General features: G+C 57.8%; 13 protein-coding genes. 9 read left to right on the top strand and 4 right to left on the bottom strand.

Features of this window, described 5'->3' with window-relative positions:
- Positions 1-58: 58 nt before the first annotated feature.
- Positions 59-1,366: a histidinol dehydrogenase gene (gene hisD, locus M5B42_RS14120; protein ID WP_152739507.1), complete on the top strand. Its 1,308-nt coding sequence runs from the start codon at positions 59-61 to the stop codon at positions 1,364-1,366.
- Positions 1,367-1,439: 73 nt separating this feature from the next.
- Here the strand turns inward: hisD and M5B42_RS14115 are convergent, their stop codons facing one another.
- Positions 1,440-2,306 carry a helix-turn-helix transcriptional regulator gene (locus M5B42_RS14115; protein WP_152739506.1) on the bottom strand — a complete coding sequence of 289 codons (867 nt, stop codon included), beginning with the start codon at positions 2,304-2,306 and terminating at the stop codon, positions 1,440-1,442.
- Between the two features lie 386 nt (positions 2,307-2,692).
- Between M5B42_RS14115 and M5B42_RS14110 the strand changes: the two genes are divergently transcribed.
- From M5B42_RS14110 to M5B42_RS14075, 8 genes are all read left to right on the top strand, one after another.
- A complete protein-coding gene (locus tag M5B42_RS14110) occupies positions 2,693-3,478 on the top strand; it encodes an IclR family transcriptional regulator (RefSeq protein ID WP_248746196.1) in 786 nt (261 codons plus the stop codon).
- A gap of 143 nt (positions 3,479-3,621) precedes the next feature.
- Positions 3,622-4,782: an iron-containing alcohol dehydrogenase gene (locus tag M5B42_RS14105; RefSeq protein WP_248746195.1), complete on the top strand. Its 1,161-nt coding sequence runs from the start codon at positions 3,622-3,624 to the stop codon at positions 4,780-4,782.
- Positions 4,783-4,856: 74 nt separating this feature from the next.
- Positions 4,857-6,356 carry a CoA-acylating methylmalonate-semialdehyde dehydrogenase gene (locus tag M5B42_RS14100; protein WP_152739503.1) on the top strand — a complete coding sequence of 500 codons (1,500 nt, stop codon included), beginning with the start codon at positions 4,857-4,859 and terminating at the stop codon, positions 6,354-6,356.
- Between the two features lie 165 nt (positions 6,357-6,521).
- Positions 6,522-7,361, top strand: a complete 840-nt coding sequence (locus M5B42_RS14095; protein WP_248746194.1) for a sugar phosphate isomerase/epimerase family protein — start codon at positions 6,522-6,524, stop codon at positions 7,359-7,361.
- Between the two features lie 66 nt (positions 7,362-7,427).
- A complete protein-coding gene (locus M5B42_RS14090; RefSeq protein ID WP_152739501.1) occupies positions 7,428-8,597 on the top strand; it encodes a Gfo/Idh/MocA family oxidoreductase in 1,170 nt (389 codons plus the stop codon).
- A gap of 186 nt (positions 8,598-8,783) precedes the next feature.
- Complete coding sequence (locus M5B42_RS14085; RefSeq protein ID WP_152739500.1) at positions 8,784-10,361, top strand: GMC family oxidoreductase; 1,578 nt, start codon at positions 8,784-8,786, stop codon at positions 10,359-10,361.
- 58 nt (positions 10,362-10,419) lie between these two features.
- Entirely contained in the window at positions 10,420-12,225 is a 1,806-nt protein-coding gene (locus M5B42_RS14080) for a thiamine pyrophosphate-binding protein (RefSeq protein ID WP_248746193.1), read from the top strand.
- A gap of 78 nt (positions 12,226-12,303) precedes the next feature.
- Positions 12,304-13,005: a hypothetical protein gene (locus M5B42_RS14075; RefSeq protein WP_152739499.1), complete on the top strand. Its 702-nt coding sequence runs from the start codon at positions 12,304-12,306 to the stop codon at positions 13,003-13,005.
- A gap of 465 nt (positions 13,006-13,470) precedes the next feature.
- On the opposite strand, the gene M5B42_RS14070 is transcribed toward M5B42_RS14075, so the two are convergent.
- From M5B42_RS14070 to M5B42_RS14060, 3 genes are all read right to left on the bottom strand, one after another.
- Positions 13,471-14,766, bottom strand: coding sequence for an MFS transporter (locus M5B42_RS14070; protein ID WP_152739498.1), 1,296 nt, complete (start codon positions 14,764-14,766; stop codon positions 13,471-13,473).
- Between the two features lie 258 nt (positions 14,767-15,024).
- Entirely contained in the window at positions 15,025-15,912 is an 888-nt protein-coding gene (locus M5B42_RS14065) for a GntR family transcriptional regulator (protein ID WP_248746192.1), read from the bottom strand.
- A gap of 117 nt (positions 15,913-16,029) precedes the next feature.
- Positions 16,030-17,346 carry a CitMHS family transporter gene (locus tag M5B42_RS14060; protein ID WP_248746191.1) on the bottom strand — a complete coding sequence of 439 codons (1,317 nt, stop codon included), beginning with the start codon at positions 17,344-17,346 and terminating at the stop codon, positions 16,030-16,032.
- Positions 17,347-17,389: the final 43 nt, after the last annotated feature.

Below are 17,389 nucleotides of genomic sequence, written 5' to 3'. Positions count from 1 at the left end.
CGGTTGGCCCATGTGATCGCCTGAAGCGAAGTCATTTTCCGAGAACGAAGGAACCCCCATGGCGTACTACCTGAAATCTTCCACCACGCAACCATCCGGCGAAGCCGATACCCACCAGGTGCGTCGTATTGTCGAGCAAATGATTTCCGACATCAGCACTCGTGGCGACGCTGCGGTACACGAGTATTCGGACAAGTTCGACAAGTGGAGCCCCGCCAGTTTTCGCCTGAGTCAGGAACAGATCGATGCCTGCCTGGCCGAACTGACGCCGCGGCAGATCAACGACATCAAGTTCGCTCAGCAACAAGTGCGCAACTTCGCCCAGCATCAGCGCAACTCGATGTGCGATGTAGAAGTGGAAACCTTGCCCGGCATTATCCTGGGCCATAAACACGTCCCGGTGGAAACCGTCGGCTGCTACATTCCTAGCGGCAAATACCCGCTGCTGGCGTCGGCGCACATGGGCATCATCACGGCCAAGGTGGCCGGCGTGAAAAAAGTCATTGCCACTTCGCCACCCTTCGAGGGGCGCCCAAGCGCACCGGTGATTGCCGCCATCTACCTGGCAGGCGCCGATGAAATCTATTGTCTTGGCGGTGTACAGGCGGTGGCTTCAATGGCTCTGGGCATCGGCGAGTTCCCCGCCGTGGACATGATCGTCGGACCTGGCAACGCCTATGTGGCGGAAGCCAAGCGCCAACTGTTCGGCAAGATTGGTATCGATTTGATTGCTGGCCCTACCGAAACCATGGTGATCGCCGACGACAGTGTCGACGGCGAACTGGTGGCCACCGATCTGTTGGGTCAAGCCGAGCACGGGCCCACTTCGCCAGCGGTGCTGATCACCACGTCTCGTCAGTTGGGCGAGGACACCCTGTCTGAAATCGAGCGCCTGCTGGGGTTGCTCGATACGGCTGAGATCGCCCGCAAGGCCTGGGACAACCATGGCGAGATCATCATTTGCGAAAGCGATGAGGAAATGGTCATCGAAGCGGATAAGGTGGCTTCCGAGCACGTTCAGGTCATGACCCGTGATCCGGATTACTTCCTCAAGCACCTACAGAACTACGGCGCGTTGTTTCTCGGCGCGCGAACCAATGTCGCCTACGGTGACAAGGTGATCGGCACCAACCACACCTTGCCGACCTCCGGGGCTGCGCGTTATACCGGTGGCCTGTGGGTGGGCAAGTTCCTCAAGACTTGCACCTACCAGCGCATCCTCACCGATGAAGCTTCGGCGATGATCGGTGAGTACTGCTCACGCCTGTGCGTACTTGAGAAGTTCACCGGTCACGCCGAGCAAGCCAACATCCGTGTGCGCCGTTACGGGCACCGCGAAGTGCCGTTTGGTACTGCGGTCGAGTAAGTCGGCAGGCTCACAAAAAACGCCATTGATCAGGTCATGATCGATGGCGTTTTTTTATGTGCACAGGGATGGGTCAGTCCTGACCGCCCCAGATGATCGATGAGTTGTCGCCGGTCATGTACTCGCGCACTTCAAGGGGTAACGACAGGTCGCTGGGCAGCAGCACGGTGCCGTTACGCAAGTGCTCTTTACGGATCATGCCCTTACCGGCATAGCCCAGGGCCATTCGCGTCGAAAACGGCTGGCGAAAGGACGAAGAAGCTACTCCGGTGATCAGGCCGTAGAGAAAGCGGATAGGGCGACGGTGTTGCGGGGTGAGAATCGAAAAAGTGATTTCGTTGCGTTGCTTGCCTTCGAAGTCGACCATGAACAGACGATCACCCAGCAGCAGGCAAAAACCGTGATAGGTGAAGGAGTAACCGATCTTGCCACTGCCATCGAGCAGCGGAAAACGTTCTACGGTGACGTACTGAACCATGGAGTCGGCGCGGTACAGGCAGGTGATAGAACGCAGGATTCGTCCTTTGTAGATAGACGAATTGTGGTAGCGGTAGTACACCCCCAGGTAGTCTTCGAGCAGATCGGCGGAGTTTTTTGCCAGTGGCAGGAAGTGTGTGAATTGCGCCGAGGCTCGCAGACCGATCGGCAGTTCGTTCTCGAAACCCTCGTAGAATTTCTTGAAGTCGACAGGTGGCCGAAACAGATCCTCGCTCTCCATCATGAAATAGCGTGCGATCTTCTGCAGGATCTTCTGCGACGGCAAGTGCTGGCCGGCCAGGTACTTGTTGAACTGCTGGCGGTTGACGTCGACCTTACGGCACAGATCAGCCACCGAGCGGCAGGACTCTACCAGCGTGGCCAAGTTTTTTTGCACGTTGCCCTGTTGGTCGCTACGAGCTTGATGACGCTCGCCGTGTGACAGGTTGCTAGCAACAGACATTTTGCCTCCTCAACAAAGTAATACGAACCCCGTGGGCAGGATCAAGGCGACGATCAAGCGGCCACCGATGATGGCCGGTGAGCGCCTTTGCAGCGGGTGAGGCACACGGTATTCGATTTCACAGCACATGCCATGCCATCAGTGCTGCCCGCAAGGCCGGTGAAAACCCTAAGGGGCGTTGTGGCGATGCCCAGTAGTGACGCGACATGACGCACCATAGCCCTCTTTGCAGGCAACGGAATAGAAAAAGCAGGCGTATCAACGGGCATCCGTTACCGGCGCACCCAGGTGGGTGAGGGCCGGGTGGTTGCCGTAACACCCTTCGGGTTAGACATCCTGGCGCCACTGCGCAAGAATCAGCGCGACTTCAGTATTCAGGCGTCCCCATGAAAGACAGTGCCGGTTCGCGGAACAAAGGCTCCTCCATCACGCGCGTGATGGAAATCATCGAAGCGGTCGCTCAGGCCAGCAGTGCCCCTTCGCCAGCGGATCTGGCGTTCATGCTGGATATTCCCAAGCCCAGCCTCCATCGGCTGCTTCAACAGATCCAGGCCGAAGGTTTCCTGCAAACCAATCTGCGCGGGGCAATTGTGCCGAGCGAGCGCTTGCATCACATCGCCATGGGCGTGATCTATGCCAGCCGCTACAAGGCCCAGCGCCAGGCCATTCTCAGGCAGTTGGCCGAGGAGCTGGATGAGACCTGCGGCATCGCCATGCCCGACGGTATCGACATGGTCTACCACGATCGGGTCCAGAGCAGTTGGCCCCTGCAACTGCACTTGCCGGTGGGCGCCCATGTACCGATGTGGTGCACCGCGAGTGGCAAGCTTTACTTGAGCACCTTCTCCGAGAGCCGCCGAAAGCAGATCATCGAAAGCCTGTCGCTCAAGCGCATGGCCCGCAACACCATCACCCAGCCCGAAGATTTGGAGGCCGCGCTCAAGGTCATCCGCAAGAGCGAACTGGCGGTCGACAATGAAGAGTTCGTCGACGGTATGGTGGCCTGTTCCGTGCCGATCAAGGACCGCAGCGGACGACTCTTCGCCTGTCTGTACACCCATGCCCCGACCATACGCAAAAGTCTTGAAGAACTACTGGCTCTCGAGCCGCAGCTCAGACGCGCGGCGTCCAGGTTAGGTGAGCTGGTAGAGGAGTCTCCGTTAGAGACATAACCCCGCGTCACGCCTCACTCCAAGCCATCGGTCGACAGCCGGTGGCTTTTTTTTGTGCTTTCAGTCGACTTTATTTTTATATAACGATACATTTTGTCTCGTTATATAAAAATAATCAGCCTTAACGCTCTTGAGGTGCTCTGATGTCTGTACAAGCCATTCTTCCCCGCATCATGGAAATCGGCGCCGACGCCAGCCGAAAACTGCCCGACGTACTGGCGACGCTGGGATGCAGCCGCCCGTTGATCGTCACGGATAAGGTCATGGTCAAATTGGGGCAGGCTGAGCGACTGGTCGCGGTGCTGGCCGAGCGCAATATTGTCTGTGAAGTGTTCGACGACACCGTGCCGGAGCCGACGGCTCAGTCGATTCAGGCCGGGGTGGCGCGTGTGCGCGACGGCAGCTTCGATTCGATAGTCGCCCTGGGCGGCGGCAGCCCCATCGATAGCGCCAAGGCCATTGCCATCCTCGGCAAGCACGGTGGGAACATTCGTGATTACCGCTTTCCGCGCCAGGTCAATGAAGCCGGACTTCCGATCATTGCCATACCCACCACGGCCGGTACCGGTTCGGAGGTGACGCGTTTCACGATCATTACCGATGAAACCAACGATGAAAAACTCCTGTGCGCCGGGATTGGCTTTATGCCGGTGGCGGCACTGATCGACTTCAAGCTGACCCTCAGCCTGCCTGCGCGCACGACTGCGGATACCGGCATCGATGCGCTCACTCATGCCATCGAAGCCTATGTCAGCCGCAAGGCCAACCCATACAGCGACACTCAGGCGTTGGCGGCCATGAAACTGATTGGGCCGAACCTGCGCCGTGTCTACCGTGATGGTCAGGACCAGGTTGCTCGCGAAGCCATGATGATCGGCGCCACGCTGGCGGGTATCGCCTTTTCCAATGCATCGGTGGCGCTGGTGCATGGCATGAGCCGGCCCATCGGTGCGTTCTTCCATGTTCCCCATGGTTTGTCCAACGCCATGCTGCTGCCAGCCGTGACGGCCTGGTCGATTCCGGCCGCCGTCGAGCGTTACGCCGACTGTGCTCGTGCTATCGGTTCTGCCAATGCAGCGGACAGCGATGCGCTGGCCAATGAAAAGCTGATCGCTTTTCTTGAGACCGTGAATGACGAGCTGGCCGTACCCACGTTGCGTCAGTTCGGCGTTGACCGTGAACGCTTCGAGCAATCCATGGCGGTCATGGCGCAACAGGCACTGGCTTCGGGCTCGCCGGGTAACAACCCGCGCGTGCCGAGCGCCGATGAAGTGATCGAACTGTACACCTCGCTCTGGCATTAACCCCCTGTCGTTCACCCGCCCCTTACCGGTATTTCAGCCCTACAGCAGGGCACCACGATTTTTGGAGAGTAGATATGAGCACCACCATCGGACACTTGATCAACGGTGAGTACGTGAACCTTCCGGGCCGTTCCCAGGAGGTGTTCAACCCGGCGACCGGCCAGGCTGAAAAGCGCGTTAGCCTGGCCGACAAGGCCACGGTCGAGGCCGCCATCACCGCTGCACAGGACGCGTTCCCGGACTGGCGCGATACCCCGCCGGCCAAACGTGCCCGCATCATGTTCCGCTTCAAGGAACTGCTGGAGCAAAACGCCGAGCGCATCTGCCAACTCATCGGTGAAGAGCACGGCAAGATCTGTCATGACGCGGCGGGTGAACTGCAACGCGGCATTGAAAACGTCGAGTACGCCTGTGGTGCCCCTGAATTGCTCAAGGGCGAGCACAGCCGTAACGTGGGCCCCAATATCGATTCGTGGAGCGAATTTCAGCCACTTGGTGTGGTGGCCGGTATCACGCCGTTCAACTTCCCTGTGATGGTGCCGATGTGGATGATCCCCATGGCGCTGGTCTGCGGGAACTGCTTCGTCCTCAAACCTTCCGAGCGTGATCCAAGCGCGACCCTGTTCATCGCCGAGCTGCTGTACGAGGCGGGGTTGCCAGCCGGCGTCCTGAACGTGGTCAATGGCGACAAGGAAGCAGTCGATACACTGCTGCATGACCCACGGATTCAGGCAGTCAGTTTTGTCGGCTCGACACCGATTGCCGAGTACATCTACCGCACCGCCACAGCCAACGGCAAGCGCTGTCAGGCGTTGGGTGGTGCCAAGAACCACGCGATCGTGTTGCCCGATGCCGATCTGGACAACGCTGTGAATTCGCTGTTGGGAGCAGCATTCGGCTCCTCCGGCGAACGCTGCATGGCATTGTCCGTCGCGGTTGCGGTGGGTGATGCGGTGGCCGACGCGCTGGTCGAAAAATTGCAGGTGGCGATCAGCGGTCTCACGTTCGGCGTGCACAGCGAGCGTAGCAATGATTTCGGCCCCTTGATCACTCGCCAGCACAAGGACAAGGTCGTCGGTTACATCACCAGCGCCGAACGCCAGGGCGCGCGCTTGGTCGTGGACGGCCGTGATGCCAGGGTTGCGGGCTATGAGAACGGCTTCTTCGTGGGGGCCACGTTGATCGACAGGGTCACTCCCGAGATGGAGAGTTATCAAGCCGAAATCTTTGGCCCGGTGCTGCAAGTCATTCGTGTTGCCACCATGGGCGAAGCCATGAAGTTGATCAATGACCACGAATACGGCAACGGTACTTGCATCTACACCCGTGACGGCGAGGCTGCGCGATATTTCAGTGATCATATCCAGGTGGGAATGGTCGGGATCAACGTGCCATTGCCCGTGCCGGTGGCTTCTCACAGCTTCGGTGGCTGGAAGCGCTCGCTGTTTGGCGACTTGCATGCCTATGGCCCCGATGGCGTGCGCTTTTACACCCGCCGCAAGACCATCACTCAGCGCTGGCCTTCGGCCAATATTCGCGAAGGTGCCGAGTTTTCGATGCCCACGATGAAGTAATCGCAGGCGTGCAACCGAGCTACTGTCCCTGCTTAGGGCAGTGGCTCTTTTGGGTGTCGCGGGCGACTGCAAGTTTGCAGGAAGCCCGAAAAAAATGCTGGCCTGGCGAAGCGTGCAGGGTGGTCGATACCTGCGAAATAACAGCACAACAGGGTCGACAAGCACATGCCTCATATCATCAAGGCGGTGAAGGGTTCGCCTGCACGAGCACTTTCCGTTTGCGGGATCACTACCCGTTACTTGTCCTTCGAGGAGGACGTTCGAGTCTGTTCCGAAGCCGGCATGAACGGGATCAGCCTGTGGTGGGACAAGATAAAGGCCTGTGGGGCAGCCCAGGGCGCAAAGGTGCTGAGGGATACACCGCTTGCGGCGGTGAGCATGGTCGGCCTGCCGTGCATGCTGACGGCGGGGAGGCAGCAGAACCGACAGGTTTTCGACCTGTTGCGTGGCGCGCTGGATGATTGCGCGACTCTTGGCGTGGGCGTGATGGGCGTGGTTCCGGGCAATCACGAAGGTCGTACCCGCGAGCAGCAGGACGAGGCAACCATCGACGTGCTGGTACGCCTGGGCGAAGAAGCGCGGCAACGGGGTGTGACCCTGGCGCTGGAGCCCGTGCATGAACCCTATCTGGATTATCTCAACACACTGGTCGATGCAGAGAGGATCGTGACGGCTGTCGACAGCACTTCGGTCGGCATTCTGTTCGATGTCTGGCATCTGTGCCATGAGCCGGAACTGGACAGGCGTATCGAAGAAACGGCTTCACGAATCGCCCTGGTGCATTTTTCGGACTGGCGAGAGCCAACGCGCTACCACGATGATCGCCTGTTGCCAGGGGAGGGTGTGCTACCGCTCAAGTCCATATTGACCAAGCTGCATCAAAGCGGATACCGCGGGTTCTTTGATGTCGAAGTGTTTAGTGAAGAGGTATGGCACGCGGACCCGCTGCAGAACCTGAAAAAGTGTCGGGCGTTCTTTGATTCCGTCTGGGCAGGTGAGACGTGAGCAGTAAGGCGGCCCTGCAATAACAATCAAGGGCCGATATCGGCCTCACTCACGAGGTGTTTCAACATGGCAATTTTGACGGGCGATATTCCTGCAAAAAGAAAACTCAAGGTCGGCATGGTCGGTGGTGGCAAAGGCGCTTTTTTCGCCAGTTACCACCGAGCGGCCATGCGCCTGTGCGATCGTTTCGAAATCGTCGCCGGCGCATTCTCTTCTGATCCGGCCACAGGGCGTGAAGCGGGCGAGGCGCTGGGTGTGGATGCTACCCGGATCTACTCGACGTTTGAACTCATGGCGCTCGGCGAGAAAGCGCGTCCTGACCCCATTGAAGCGGTGGTCATTGTCACGCCCAACTTTTTGCACTTTGAGCCGTGCCGCCTGTTCCTTGAGGCGGGCATACCGGTCATCTGTGACAAACCCCTGGTCAACAGCCTGGACGAGGCGCTTGAACTGCTGAGGATCGCCCGGCAGCGCGATACCTTCCTGGCCATGACCTACACCTACCTGGGTTATCCCATGGTTCGGGACGCGCGCAGCCGTATCCAGGGCGGGGAGCTGGGCGAGATCCGCTTCCTGTATGTCGAGTATCTGCTGGAGTGGCTAGCGCCAGGTGTCGAGCACCTCGGCAAAAGCCTGGCCTGGCGCGGCGAGCCGGCCAAGGCGGGCCCTACTGCTGCGCTGGGCGATGTGGGTACCCATGCCTTCAACATGCTTGAGTTCCTTTCGGGGCGACGTTGCACCGGGGTTAACGCCAAGCTGACCAGTACCGTACCAGGTTGGGCAATGGACGATACCAACGTGGTGCAACTGGAGTTCGAAGGCGGCGTGGATGGTTTGTTGTGGGCAAGCCTGGCGGCGCCCGGCCACCGAAATGGCCTGCGATTCAAGGTTATCGGCAGCAAAGCCTCGATCGAATGGTGCCAGGAGGCGCCCGAGACCCTGCGCTTCACGCCCACAGGCGAAGCGGAGCGGATCTATCGGCGTGGGCAGTCCGACAATTGTGCCCAGACGCTGGCGTTCACCAGCCTGCCCGCCGGCAACTCGGAGGGCTATCTGGAAGCGCTGGCGGTGCTTTACGCCGATTTCGCCCAGGCGCTGGAGGCAGGGTCTGCCTGGCGCAGCGCAACCGTTGTGCCGATTCCCGATATTCAGGAGGGCGCACGGGGTGTGGCGTTGTCGCAGGCGTGTGTGGAGTCCAATCGCAGGCGTGGCTGGGTGCCTTTCCCGCAAGTCTGATCGGTGCGCCTGCGCCCTTAATGTCATGCAGTGCGTCAGTGTGCGTCGGCTTTGTCTGGATTGCGAAATTGAGTGAAAGCGGCCAAAGGCAAATACTTTAATGGCACCCGGCGGCTGCGTCGGGTGCCCACACGTTGCACTTAAGACCCCAGCCTGGTTTAAGGCGATAAAGAGGCGAATGCGTAGATGAAGCAATTACCCGAAGTCATTGTCATCGGCAGCGGAGTAGGCGGTGGGGCCACGGCCCGTCGTCTCGCTGAGAGCGGCGTGAACGTGCTCATGCTCGAGCGCGGTGACTGGGTGCCTCAGGAAGACCAGAACTGGAGCGTCGCTTCAGTGTTCTTCGACAAAAAATACACCGCACATGACTCTTGGCTGGATGCGAACGGCACAGCGTTTCGCCCCAGCATCTACTACAACGTGGGCGGCTGTACCAAGTTCTACGGCGCTTCGATGATCCGCCTCCGTGAACGTGATTTCGAGGAATTGCACCACGAAGCCGGGGTTTCTCCAGCCTGGCCGATTTCCTATGCGCAACTTGAGCCCTATTACGCCGAAGCCGAAGCGATCTTTGAGGTGCACGGCGACGACACCGATGACCCCTCGGCCCCTTGGCGCAGCAATGCGTATCCATTCCCGAGAGTGGCCAGCGAGCCGATCGTTGCGCAGATGGGGACGATGATGAGCCGACTGGGCGCGCGCACTTCTGCTTTGCCTCTGGCCGTCAATTACTCCAGCAAGGGCCGCTGCATCCTCTGCAAAACCTGCGATGGTTTCCCGTGCAAGGTCAGCGCGAAGATGGAGGCCGAAACCGCACTAGTGAAGCCTGCTTTGGCCACCGGGTGCGTCACATTGCGCACCCAGACTCTGGTCAAACGCTTGATCCTCTCGGTTGACGGCAAAACGGTCAGCGGGGTGGAGGTGGAGAGTGCCGGTAAGACCGAAATCCTCACCGCGAAACTGATCGTTGTCGCCTGTGGGGCAGTCAATAGTGCGGCGTTGTTGTTGCGCTCGGCCTGCGATGCGGCACCGAACGGGGTGGCCAACAGTTCCGACGTGGTAGGGCGCAATTACATGGCCCATAACCAGACGGCGTTGATGGGGCTTTCCATGGGCAAAAACACCACCACCTTTCAGAAAACCCTGGCGATGAACGAGTTCTACTTCGGTGCGTCGGATTACCCATTTCCACTGGGGCATGCGCAAATGCTCGGCAAGCTTCAAGGCGGAATGCTGTCTGCCAACGTGCCGTTCCTGCCCAAGGCGGTGGGCTCGAGCATGGCTCGTCACAGCATCGACTGGATTGCCTTTTCTGAAGACTTACCCGACCCACAGAGCCGAGTGGTGCTCAAGGACGGCAAAATTCAGTTGGCGATCCGTCGTAACAACCTGGCGCCGCATCGGGTGTTAGTCAAAAAGCTCGCGGCACTACTGCGTGCCTGCGGCTATCCGATCGTGCTGACCAAGCCGCTGCTCAAGCATTCCACTTCGCACCAGTGCGGCACCGTAAAGTTCGGCACCGATCCGCGCACCAGCGCATTAGATACGTTCTGCCGCAGTCACGACCATTGCAACCTTTTCGTGATCGACGCCTCATTCATGCCGTCCTCGGCTGCCGTGAACCCGGCCCTCACGATTGCTGCGCAGGCACTGCGCGCGGCAGACCACATTCTGGAGCAAGACTTCGGTATTGCCGCGGTGAAAAGAGCCAACACGGTGACACGGACGACATTGGTTGACTCGACAGGGCTGTCTCGAACTTGAAGGCCACGATCTGCGTGGCAATACACACCTTCCCATTACAGAACAAACGGAGCAGGACATGGCTGATACAAAAAAAATGACGGGCGGGCAGATCGTGGTCGAGTACCTGATCCGCGAAAAAGTGCCTTATGTCTTCGGTATTCCGGGCCACGGCAACACCGCATTGCTCGATGCATTCGTCGATCGCAAGGACGAGATCACCCTCGTCCCCGCGATGCATGAGCAAGGTGCTTCGCACATGGCCGACGGCTTCTATCGGGCCAGCGGGCAGATCGCCGCAGTCTGTGCTTCCATCGGCCCTGGCGCCACGAACACCCTGACCGGCATCGCTACCGCATTCGCCGACTCGATTCCGCAACTAGTGATCAGTGGTGGCGTACACACCTACATGATGGGCAAGGGCGTGCTGCAGGAGCTGGACCGCCCCCACGGCGACAATTTTCCGCGCATGGCCGAGCCTGTGGTGAAGCGTTGGTGGCAACCGAGCCATGTCGAGCAACTGCCAAGTGTTATGACCCAGGCCTTCAATGTGATGCTTGAAGGTCGTCGTGGCCCGGCGCTGATCAATCTGCCGCAAGACCTACAAGCCGAGTACGCAGAGGTGGCATTGCCTGCCCCGCAGACCCACCGGTCCCATGGCCGCCTGCATGGTGACCCGGCCGACATCGCCCGCGCCGTCGAGCTGTTGTTGTCGGCCGAGCGTCCGGTAATTATGGCTGGTGGCGGCGTGATCGCTGCCAATGCCAGTGCCGAACTCGTCGCGATCGCCGAGCATGTGGGTGCGGCCGTCACGACCTCCTTCATGGGCAAAGGCTCGATTCCCGAAGACCACCCTCTGTATGCCTGGCCATGCGGTGACCTGGGCTCGATCCCAGGCAACGCCATGACCCGGGAAGCAGATGTAATCCTCGCAATCGGTTGCCGCTTCAGCGACCGCATCACCTCGTCCTACCGTCCGGGCGTGACCTTCGATATCCCGAAAACCAAGCTGATTCAGATCGACATCGACGGCTTTGAAATCGGCAAAAACTACCCGGCCGAAGTGGGCATCGTCGGCGACGCGGGGCCGATCCTGGCCGCGCTACTGGCGCAGTTGCGTGCGCATTCCCCTGCTCGCGACTATTCCCAGTCGCCGATGTTCCAGCGGCTGCAAACCCTCAAAGCCAAGTGGGAAGAGCACCTCCATCCGTTGCGTACCTGCAATGAATCACCGATGACTGTGTCTCAGGTGCTGTTCGAAGCGCGCAAGGTACTGCCACGCAACACCATCGTGGTCACTGACTCGAGCAACCCGCAGAACCAGGTATTCAACGAATTCCCGGTGTACGGACCCAAGCAGCACATTACCCCAGGCGGCTTCTCGGGAATCGGATTCGCGGTGCCGGCGGCCATTGGCGCCAAGATGGGTGCCCCGAGTCAGCCAGTGGTGGCTATCTGCGGCGACGGTGCTTTTTTGCAGACAGGCCAGGAACTTGCCACTGCGGTGATGATGGGCGTGCCGGCCATTTTCCTGATCATGAACAACGGCGGTTGGGCGGCCATTCGCAACCTGCAGTTGAACATGTTCGGCGAAGACCGGGAAATGATTACCGATTTCCGCACCCCGGACGGTGCCTCGTGGGAAGCTCACATTGCCGACTTCGCCAAGTCGCTGGGCGCTGCATCGGAACGCGTGACCGACCCACTGCAGATCTGCGCGGCGGTGGAGCGTGCGCTGGCATCGGGCCGTCCATACGTCATTGAGGCAATCACCTCCCTTGAGCGTCCATGGAGCAACATGCACCCGACCGGTTGGTGGGACATCACCGTGCCGGCTTACCTGGGCGACCTGCGTGACGACTACGTCGAAAAGCGCGGTTTCTGATAACGGCTCATTGAGTTGTGCCGCCTTTCGTGGCGGCATGACTCGTCGAGTCAGAAAATTCCCAGGCAGGAGAGGGCCATGTCAGCGAGTAACCAAAAACGTGAATTGCAGTTTTCCGACGAGTTCGTGGAATGCTACCTCGTCGAGAATGTGAAGGACTTTGTCGTGTCTGGCGGGGTTGTCGTGAATCTGGACCACGCGCCCATGCACATTGGTGGGCCGATTCCCAGTGTGGTCCCAGGCTGGAAATCCACCTGGTTGTTCAATGCCGTGATTATCGAGGCGAGCCGCGTCGCGATCTTCAGGGTTCGCAGTGAGGTCAATCTCGGGGGCTTGGTGTTGGGTAAGTGGGACTGGTTCGGCAATCGTTTTGCCAAGTTTCCGCGCACCACGCCACTGTACATTTCCCGGTATGACGAAATCGGCAATGTCATGCTTGATCCGTTTGCCTTTGCTAATCAGCGCAAGGAGGTGACTGACCTGCGTGAGTACGGCATTCGCCTCAACTTGTGGTGGGCATCAGCGAATACCGACTGCTACCTGCACAACGAGCATCCGTTCCTTGAAATTCACACTCAGATTCACGGGACAGGGCGCATCCAAAAATTCCTGGAGCGTGATGACTCAACCCTTTACGAACAGATCAGCATGGCGCCGGGTTATACCCATGATCCGTTTACCCATGTGCAGGCCGATGGGAAACCGACCTTTCCGTGGCACCGCTACTGGTCTGACTCGGATGCCATCTGGTTGGCGATCGAGTTTCATCCTATGGCTTGATTCATTTTGCGGCGTTCTTTTCGCGGATAACCAGAGCACCGGACTGTTCGCCCCTACACGGAAATGTAAACCCTTTGTAGGAGCGGCCGGTCGAAAATATCAGCCATGTTACACATTTCAATCCAAGGGACTACCTAGCGCACGCCAAGGGCGGTCGCGCTACTGAAAACGTTGCGACCTGGGGCTCGTTCATGGATCAATGCGCAATAGCGTATCGTAGCTTCCCGGATCCAAGCTACATGGGTATGGTGCTGACAACCTCAGCGGTACGCCCAGACACAATGAGCAACGCCGCAGGAGGCTGTCAAAATCCCAGCTGCATAGTGACTCGAGTGGGGACTGGACGATGAACCGAGCCTCGTCCGGATAACCCTCACCCTGAGCTTCATTCAGCCTGCTGCAATCAGACGGAAAATCCTGACGGGCCGGATTTACGACTCTACATTCCGCTCTCACGAGCCTCGCTCAGACCATATTGGATACAAGCCCATCCGCAGACTGCTGCTGAGAGATCATTGGCTTTCTGGTCATGGTCATGATGACGATAGCCCCAATCACCAACAGCGCTCCTGCGATACCAAACGCCCAGTTATAGCTACCAGTCGCACTGATGACGTAGCCAGTTACCACGGGGGCCAACATGCCGAAAATGTTCCCGCCGACTACCACAAATGCCATTGCCCTACCCACGTCTCCAGAGCTGGGAAGCAGGTCATTGAGCAACGAAAAATTCAGCGATGTGGTAGATGCGATGCCTGCAAGGGTAAGGGAGAAGATCAACGCCAGAAGAGCGATATCGTCTGCGAAGGGAATAAGTAGGATGCAACTGGCGATAAGCATTGTTAGCGCGATGACATTCCGGCGTTTACCGGAGGCGGCGCCGCTACCATTTTTGAGGTACTGATCACTAAGCTTCCCGATGACAATACAAAGTATTACTGCTGTTGCATACGGAATAGCAGTGAAGAGTCCACTCTTGGCAATAGTCAGGTGACGTACTTCTTGAAGGTAGCTTGGCAGCCAGGTCAGGAAAAGATACTGGGTGTAAACGTTGCAGCCTTGGGTGATAGCCAAACCCCAAATGGTGGGGGTCTTCAGCAGCCGCTTGAGCCCGTAGGTCGTTGTGGAGGTGTCTTTTCCTCCGCTCGACGTGCGGGTTTGCACGATGTGCTCGCGTTCGTTGTTTGACAGCCATTTCACTTTTTCAGGTTTGTCATAAAAAAAGCACCAGGCCACCAACCACGCAAATCCGATGGAGCCTGCGATGACGAATGACATGCGCCATCCAAACATAGCGACCAGGGCAGCGAGGACAACAGAACAAATTGCCGGGCCAGCATACGACCCACTATTAAAAATCGCAGTGATCGTGCCGCGTTCAGTGCTTGGTATCCACTCACGAATCACCTTGGCGCCGACAGGATTGCTCACCGACTCACCGGCCCCCATTACCAGTCGCGCGGTTAGCAGGCTGGCGAAGCTTGAGGCTGCGCCGGTGAGTGCTGTCGCCAACGACCAAATGAAAATGCCCATCCCACCTACTCGCTTGACTCCGAATTTGTCGATCAGCAGGCCGACGGGAATCAGGAACAACGCATAGCTCCAGATAAAGGATGAAAACAGGTAGCCCATCCCTATGGACGTCAGGTGAAACTCTTCAGCGATAGGCTTAGCCGCAATGGATAAGGCAATGCGATCCATGTAATTGATCATGGCTAACGAAAACAAGAAGACGGCTATCCAGCCTCTACGGTACGACATGTGATCACCGTTATTGTGATTGTGGTGGTTGCTCAGTCGAGACTTTGGCACTTGAGTTGTGTCGGGCAGACACGCAGGACAAGGTTCACTTTGCTCTGGGTTAAAATGAACTTTATGACGATATAAGTCAATTTGTAATTTTTGAAAATCAGCCTCGGGCGACGACTAGCTCGAAGCCGTCGCTTGGAAATGAGATTGGGCAGGGAGAGGCGAACGCGACCCGTAGGGTCGCGCTAGGCGTCAAGAGAGGAGGGGGGACTACTCGAACAGCGTGGGGTTTACTTTGTTGCGGCGGGCTTGTTCCAAATGCTTGCGCATTTGATCCGCAGCACCCAAACGGTCTCCTCGTTCCAGGCAATCGAGGATCGCGAGATGTTCTTCCGCTTGGCCTTTGCGAGGCGCGCGAGCGCCGGCTTGACGGTACTCCACAAGCCTCCGTAGTTGGTCGAGGCGGCGAACGGTCTGCTGCAGGAAGCGATTACCTGAGCAAGCCGCCAACGTCTCGTGAAACTGTGAGTTTGCCTCGAATAGCTCCTGAGGTGTCATGGTCAGGTAGCCGCCGTTAGCGATGAATTCTTGCTGTCGGCGGCAGGAATTGAGTGTTGCTCGGTCAATCTGGAACGAAGGTGAAAGCAACCCAGAGGGCTCGATGGTGGCGCGGAACGAATAGCTTTCTTCGTAGGCCTCCACTGAGTCGATCATCGGCAGGAGGCGCCATCCCTGGCTCGCACGTTGTTCGACCCATCCCTCCTGTTGAATACGTGAAAGAACCGCCCTCAGGGCGGCTCTGGAGACGTCAAATTGGCGCATAAATTCGATCTCGGTAAACAGCTCGGGAAGCTGTTTACTGAGGCGCAATTCGGCAAATTTCAGGTAAAGCGGATCGTCGCTGCGTTCCATGACTTCCGAGGCAAGGTCAATCAGGTCATCGCTGGAACAGGCTAGAAAAAAACCTCGGTTCCGGTCGTATGTCAGCATGCCTTTTTCGACCAAATACCCCATGGCAAACTTGACCGGAGTCCGTGAAACATTAAGCGTTGCCGCCAGTTGTGATTCGACTAGGTGATGCCCTACATCGAAGCGTTCACGACGTACATGAGAAACAATGTCACGCGCAATGCGTGCTTGCAGAGGGCTTAGAGGCATCGGATCGAGAACCAGAAAGAGCTGACCATAGAATTGCCATTTTAGCGTGTCGGCTAGCTCAACGGCAGAGACAATTTTTTGCCCCTGCCGAGATGTGTGCTGCGTTGACAGTTTACGTTAGCGAACTTGGTAGAAGGGAAAAGCCCCGAACAGAAGCCCGCCGACCAGCAGGCCGAAGCTCGCGAGGATGGCCCATTTCAGTGCAAAACGTTGGTGATCCCCAAGCTCTACCTCGGCTAGCGCAACCAGCAGATAGAGAGAGGGAACCAGCGGGCTGAGCAAGTGTACAGGCTGGCCGACTACCGATGCGCGGGCGATTTCCAGAGGGGTGATGCCGTATTGGGCGGCAGTCTGCGCAATCACTGGCAGTATCCCGAAGTAGAAGGCATCGTTGGACATGAAGAACGTGAAGGGCATGCTAACAAGGGCTGTAAATACCGCCAGGAACGGGCCGAAGCTAGGCGGGATGACATGCAGCAGACTCTTGGCCATGGAGTCCACCATGCCGGTTCCCGAGAGTATCCCAGTAAAAATGCCTGCGGCGAAAATGACAGCCGTAACCGCTAGTACGTTGGAGGCGTGAGCTGCAATGCGTGCTTTTTGCTCCTCGATTTTTGGGTAGTTGAGCATGATGGCAATGGCAAAACCGACCATGAAGAGTATCTGGATTGGCATTGCACCTACTATCAGGCATGCGATCAGAGCCAGAGTCAGGATCAGGTTCGGCCAAAACATCTTAGGGCGACGGTTCCCTTCGCACTCCTCTGCTGAGCCATGACCCAGCGCCATGGAGCCGATGTGAAAGTCATCCAGGTGGATGATGCCAAGCCGTGCACGTTCTTTGCGGCCCAAGATAACGGCGGTAAATACAAGACAGCCGGCCCCGATCAGCATTCCGGGAATCATGGGCAGGAATATCTCCATCGCGTCGACCTGCAGCGCTGCAGCTGCGCGGGCCGTAGGTCCACCCCACGGCGAGATATTCATGATGCCGCTGGCGATGTTGACTAGGCATGTCATGCCCAGCACGCTCATTCCCAGCCTCTGATAGAGCGGCAAGAAGGCTGCGCAGGCAATCATGTAGGTAGTTGAACTATCACCGTCCAGGGAGACCAGCATCGTCAGTACTGCTGTCCCTACCAGAACCTTTAGCGGATCTCCTTTCACCAGCTTCAGGATGAAGCGCACGAGCCCGTCGAAGAGTCCCGCGTCAATCATGATACCGAAGTAGAGAATCGAGAACGTCAGCATCACTCCCGTTGGTGCAAGGGTTTTGACACCATCGAGCATCATGACGCCGAGGCCCACGTAATGACCGCCAATCAGCGCGAAAATGATAGGTATCAGGATCAATGCAATAAGCGCAGATAGGCGCCTTGTCATGATCAGGTACATGAAACAGATGACCATTGAAAAGCCAAGGATTGTCAGCACAGTCGAATTCCCTTTTTTAGACGTATGTCACTCTCATCAGCCA

It is taken from the genome of Pseudomonas sp. MWU12-2037, from assembly GCF_023242345.1.
GTDB classification, from domain to species: Bacteria; Pseudomonadota; Gammaproteobacteria; order Pseudomonadales; family Pseudomonadaceae; genus Aquipseudomonas; species Aquipseudomonas gingeri_D.
Note: the sequence above shows the minus strand (reverse complement) of the source record. Positions and strands in the feature narration are given on the sequence as shown.

Excerpts from the sequence above, each read along its gene's own strand:
- hisD (WP_152739507.1), top strand. The coding sequence starts at position 59 with ATGGCGTACTACCTGAAATCTTCCACCACGCAACCATCCGGCGAAGCC.
- M5B42_RS14105 (WP_248746195.1), top strand. The coding sequence starts at position 3,622 with ATGTCTGTACAAGCCATTCTTCCCCGCATCATGGAAATCGGCGCCGAC.
- M5B42_RS14110 (WP_248746196.1), top strand. The coding sequence starts at position 2,693 with ATGAAAGACAGTGCCGGTTCGCGGAACAAAGGCTCCTCCATCACGCGC.
- M5B42_RS14115 (WP_152739506.1), bottom strand. The coding sequence starts at position 2,306 with ATGTCTGTTGCTAGCAACCTGTCACACGGCGAGCGTCATCAAGCTCGT.
- M5B42_RS14075 (WP_152739499.1), top strand. The coding sequence starts at position 12,304 with ATGTCAGCGAGTAACCAAAAACGTGAATTGCAGTTTTCCGACGAGTTC.
- M5B42_RS14085 (WP_152739500.1), top strand. The coding sequence starts at position 8,784 with ATGAAGCAATTACCCGAAGTCATTGTCATCGGCAGCGGAGTAGGCGGT.
- M5B42_RS14090 (WP_152739501.1), top strand. The coding sequence starts at position 7,428 with ATGGCAATTTTGACGGGCGATATTCCTGCAAAAAGAAAACTCAAGGTC.
- M5B42_RS14080 (WP_248746193.1), top strand. The coding sequence starts at position 10,420 with ATGGCTGATACAAAAAAAATGACGGGCGGGCAGATCGTGGTCGAGTAC.
- M5B42_RS14065 (WP_248746192.1), bottom strand. The coding sequence starts at position 15,912 with ATGCCTCTAAGCCCTCTGCAAGCACGCATTGCGCGTGACATTGTTTCT.
- M5B42_RS14100 (WP_152739503.1), top strand. The coding sequence starts at position 4,857 with ATGAGCACCACCATCGGACACTTGATCAACGGTGAGTACGTGAACCTT.
- M5B42_RS14095 (WP_248746194.1), top strand. The coding sequence starts at position 6,522 with ATGCCTCATATCATCAAGGCGGTGAAGGGTTCGCCTGCACGAGCACTT.
- M5B42_RS14070 (WP_152739498.1), bottom strand. The coding sequence starts at position 14,766 with ATGTCGTACCGTAGAGGCTGGATAGCCGTCTTCTTGTTTTCGTTAGCC.